The organism is Candidatus Symbiopectobacterium sp. NZEC135 (assembly GCF_025962695.1).
The window spans coordinates 1-3,867 of record NZ_JAGFPF010000141.1 but is presented as its reverse complement, the minus strand read 5'-3'; the positions used below and the strand labels follow the sequence as shown (position 1 = coordinate 3,867).

Sequence of the window (3,867 nt, the reverse complement as noted above, 5' to 3'; positions counted from 1 at the left end):
ACACCAACAGCGAACAGGCAGGACGCCCACGAACGTAGCCGCCCGTGGCGTAGAAGGACGGGATGATTCGCTGGTAACAAAAAAAGCGCCCTGTAAGGACGCTTAGCTCTTTAACAATCTGGATATCCCCAAACAAACTGATTTGTGGAGGATTTATGCATGATGAAATGAAAATGACGCCCGATGAATTTTGGACGTCAGTGAAACTGGAGGCTGAAGCTACTCTCGCTCAATTACAACTTCAACGCCTTCATGGGCAGGAAGTCCAAAGCGAGCATCACGCGGCATTATCCAACCTTGCATTTCGTCTGCAAGAGCAAGCCTGAGATCATCTCTGCTCATTGCTCTACAGGTGCTAATCGGCCAGCCATGCTTATTTGCCAGATAGAGGTAAACAGCATCAAAACCATCGACGCTTTTCGGGTAGCAGTTTTTCTTGGCGAGTTCGTCACCAAAGCATTCAAGTGAGTAATCAAGGGCTGCTGTGGCCTGGTGCAACTTCCAACGAATTGAATAAGCCTCTCTGTTCATAACAAAAAACCTTTCTTCTGCTGGGGGTATTCAGATTAACGCATTCCTGTCTGTTGGGGAATAGCAGGGACCACTGCCGCCTGAGGTGGTGATGTGACCAGGCACAGATTAACCAGAACGGTGTGAGGACCAGATGAGCAAAGCAAATGTGAACCACCAGCTAAAACTTTGGGCAGCGTTCTATGTGGTCGCCCTGCTGCTGATCGGTGTTGTGTCCTCATTCCTGTTATTGAAGTTTTTGTAAGCGTCCACACCAGGGTACGACCGCTAATGCGGGGCTGGAACCGTAACCAGCACACTTAACAGCGAGGGCTTATGTTGACCTATAGCCAGATAACTCAAAAGGCAGTTGATGAGATTGAACGGCTGAAAAAGAACTCTGAGCACTGTTCATCAACAGCAGAAGAAATGCACCGCGACTGGATGCATGGCGTATTCCTCTTGTGGGACAAGTTAACCGCAGGAAGCCAGGTTGATGGCGATTATGAGCGCATTAGCAACATGGTGCGCCACTGAATTTAAGACTGATCAGACCGGATATGCCAATCCCATAGGATTGGGTATTGATTGGGCCAGCACCGGTATTGTGAAGCCCCTGTCACGGCAGTAGCAGCTGTCAGCCTGCGTCAGCGGTAATGCCCCGTGAGGTAATCAGGTCGGCCGCTCCACGTTACGGAGCATCAAATTCAAGACTGGATGGCTTACTACTTCAAGACGGTCTTTATAAATGTCCACTAAGTAGCGCCCCGAGGCGATAGGTCGGTGACAGCTGGAAAGACAGCACACAACAGGTAAGAGCATTGGTTGGAACGCACATAGAAGCTTTGTTGTCCGGGCCAGTGGCTGGGGAAGAGTCCAGTACAAACCGACCGGCGGCCAGATCGGTGCCAGGTTACGCAGTGCTCTTTCCGTTGTGTTGAGTATCAGAGGTAGCTGTTTTTGGCGGCTTGCGGGCCCATATCCCAATAGCCGCACTTTTTTCTGCACAGACAGAAGGGTGTCGGACCCCTTCAATTATTGGTGAGTCAATGCTGAGGTCTGTATCCCGACGCCCTTCACCCTTCTGTGTGTGCAGCAACAAATATAACGGTGTGGAGAAATCATGAGTCTTTTTAACTTCAAAAATGCGCAGGTGTACCGGCTAACGCGAGATGTAAGTTTCGCTGAATTGTCCGAGCAGTTGCCAGCGTTTGCATTTACTCCCTGTGGTAGCCAGGACATGGCTAAAACTGGCTGGATATCCCCCTTCCCTGTTTCGTGCAACCAGCTTAGCTACCAGGACGACGGGCAAATCCTTCTCGTTGTGCAGCGGGAAGAGAAGATCCTGCCAGCGCCGGTTGTCGCTCGTGAAGTTGCCGCCAAGGTGGCAAGGCTGGAAGTTGAACAAGGCCGCAAGCTCAAAAAGACCGAAAAGGACACCATCAAAGATGAGGTTCTTCATTCGCTGTTGCCAAGGGCGTTCACAAAATTCAGTCACACTACACTCTGGATCGACGTTCCGGCCTCACTGGTTATCGTAGATGCCGCAAGCGCGCGTAAAGCAGAAGATGCGCTTGCGTTGCTGCGTAAAACCATTGGCTCACTGCCGGTTATGCCTGTCGTTATGGAAATGCCCATTGAGTTAACAATGACGGGCTGGGTGCGTGATGGTGCCGTTCCTGCTGGTTTCGCCTTGCGCGATGAAGCGGAATTGAAAGCGATTCTGGAAGATGGCGGTATCCTGCGCAGCAAACAGCAAGACCTTATCAGTGATGAAATTGCTGGTCATATTGCCGCTGGCAAAGTGGTAACAAAACTGGCGCTGGACTGGCAAGAGCAGATCACTTTTGTTCTTGATGATGCTGGCACCATCAAGAAGATTAAATTTAGCGATCAGATTCTGGAGCAGAACGACGATATCGACCGTGAAGATATTAATCAGCGGTTTGATGCCGATGTAATGCTTATTACTGGTGAACTGTCAGCATTAATTAAAAACCTGATTGAAGTGCTGGGCGGCGAAGCCTCCCGTTAATTAATCCTTTATCTGTGCAATTTAATCGCCTCACGGCGAGGGATTTACTCAACCCAAAATCGGTGTGGAGAAAAATAATGACGTGGATTTCTACTTTTACCGGGCGGCATTTTAATTACACCGCCCCAAGTGTGGAAGATGTTGATATCCGTGATATCGCCCATGCTCTTTCCCAAATTAACCGCTTCTGTGGTCATACACATTGGCCCTATTCCGTTGCTCAACACAGCATTGGTGCAAGCTACCTGGTGCCGCCTGAATTCGCTTTTGAAGCGCTGATGCATGATGCGCATGAAGCCTATGTCAGCGACATGATGTCGCCACTTAAACACATGCTGCCGGACTATCAGCGCGTTGAAGCTAATGTAGAGGTGATTGTTCGTCTGCGCTATGGGTTGCCATTGAAAACAAGCCCCGAAGTGAAGCGTGCTGACCTCATCATGCTGGCAACCGAAAAGGATGCATTGCTGCACCCGGATTCCGGTCACTGGCCCATTCTGGACGGCGTTGAGCGCTCAGAGCGGATCATTGTTTATATGACAGCGTATGAAGCAGAACGCGAGTTTATGGCCCGTTTCTCTGAGTTGGCCGGCCCCTATGTTGAAACGGGTTATGACGGCCAGCCTATCTACCCGGATCGCTATGAGGGTGTGCAACATGGCTAAGAACTCGAAAGATGCTTACGGTGCCAGCGGTAAAACCAACGTCCTCACGTTTGAGCCGGAATCACTGCACCTGGTCGATGATCCAGCGCACCCCCTGTATGACGAGCGCATTCACCTCCCCCTCGTAGAGTGGATGGTGTTGAACATCATTGAACTCGGGGTGATTGAACCCATCGTCGTTTGGAAAGATCCGGAAACGGGAAAAGCGTGCGTTGTCGAAGGACGCCAAAGAGTAAAACACACTTTGGAGGCCAATCGTCGCCTACAGATCGAAGGTAAAAAACCGCTGTTGGTGCCAGGCGTGGTCAGACGTGGTTCAGCAAATCGCATGTCAAAACTGATGGTAAGCGCCAACGAAATATACCTTCCAGACACCCCGTTAGGGCGTGCCAAAAAGATGGCTGCGGCATTAGAGCGCGGAGACGACGAGGAAGACCTTGCGCTCACGTTTGGCTGTAGTGTGCAGACCGTTCGCGCAACGTTGGCATTGCTTGATTGTACCCAGGCAGTGCAAGTCGCTGTTGAAGCTGGGCATGTGAATGTAACCCAAGCGCGCCAACTGGCAGCGATGGAACCAGAGCAGCAGCGGGAAAAGGTAAAGGAACTGGTCCAGGCCACCAGCGGTGTATCCGGGCATGAACGCGTTCGCCGCCAGCG

General features: G+C 51.0%; 5 protein-coding genes. 4 read left to right on the top strand and 1 reads right to left on the bottom strand.

The features are described 5' to 3' along the window. Nucleotides 1–219: 219 nt before the first annotated feature. Complete coding sequence (locus J5224_RS23890; protein WP_264627721.1) at nt 220–531, bottom strand: hypothetical protein; 312 nt, start codon at nt 529–531, stop codon at nt 220–222. A gap of 315 nt (nt 532–846) precedes the next feature. Between J5224_RS23890 and J5224_RS23885 the strand changes: the two genes are divergently transcribed. The 4 genes from J5224_RS23885 to J5224_RS23870 form a co-directional block, all read left to right on the top strand. Continuing rightward, entirely contained in the window at nt 847–1,047 is a 201-nt protein-coding gene (locus tag J5224_RS23885) for a hypothetical protein (protein WP_264627720.1), read from the top strand. A 586-nt stretch (nt 1,048–1,633) separates the two neighbouring features. Further along, complete coding sequence (gene rdgC, locus J5224_RS23880; protein WP_264627719.1) at nt 1,634–2,545, top strand: recombination-associated protein RdgC; 912 nt, start codon at nt 1,634–1,636, stop codon at nt 2,543–2,545. A gap of 77 nt (nt 2,546–2,622) precedes the next feature. After that, complete coding sequence (locus J5224_RS23875; RefSeq protein WP_264627718.1) at nt 2,623–3,210, top strand: HD family hydrolase; 588 nt, start codon at nt 2,623–2,625, stop codon at nt 3,208–3,210. Next, nucleotides 3,203–3,867 (top strand): ParB/RepB/Spo0J family partition protein (locus J5224_RS23870; RefSeq protein WP_264627717.1); only part of this gene is annotated, 665 nt, incomplete at its 3' end. The genes J5224_RS23875 and J5224_RS23870, both read left to right, overlap by 8 nt.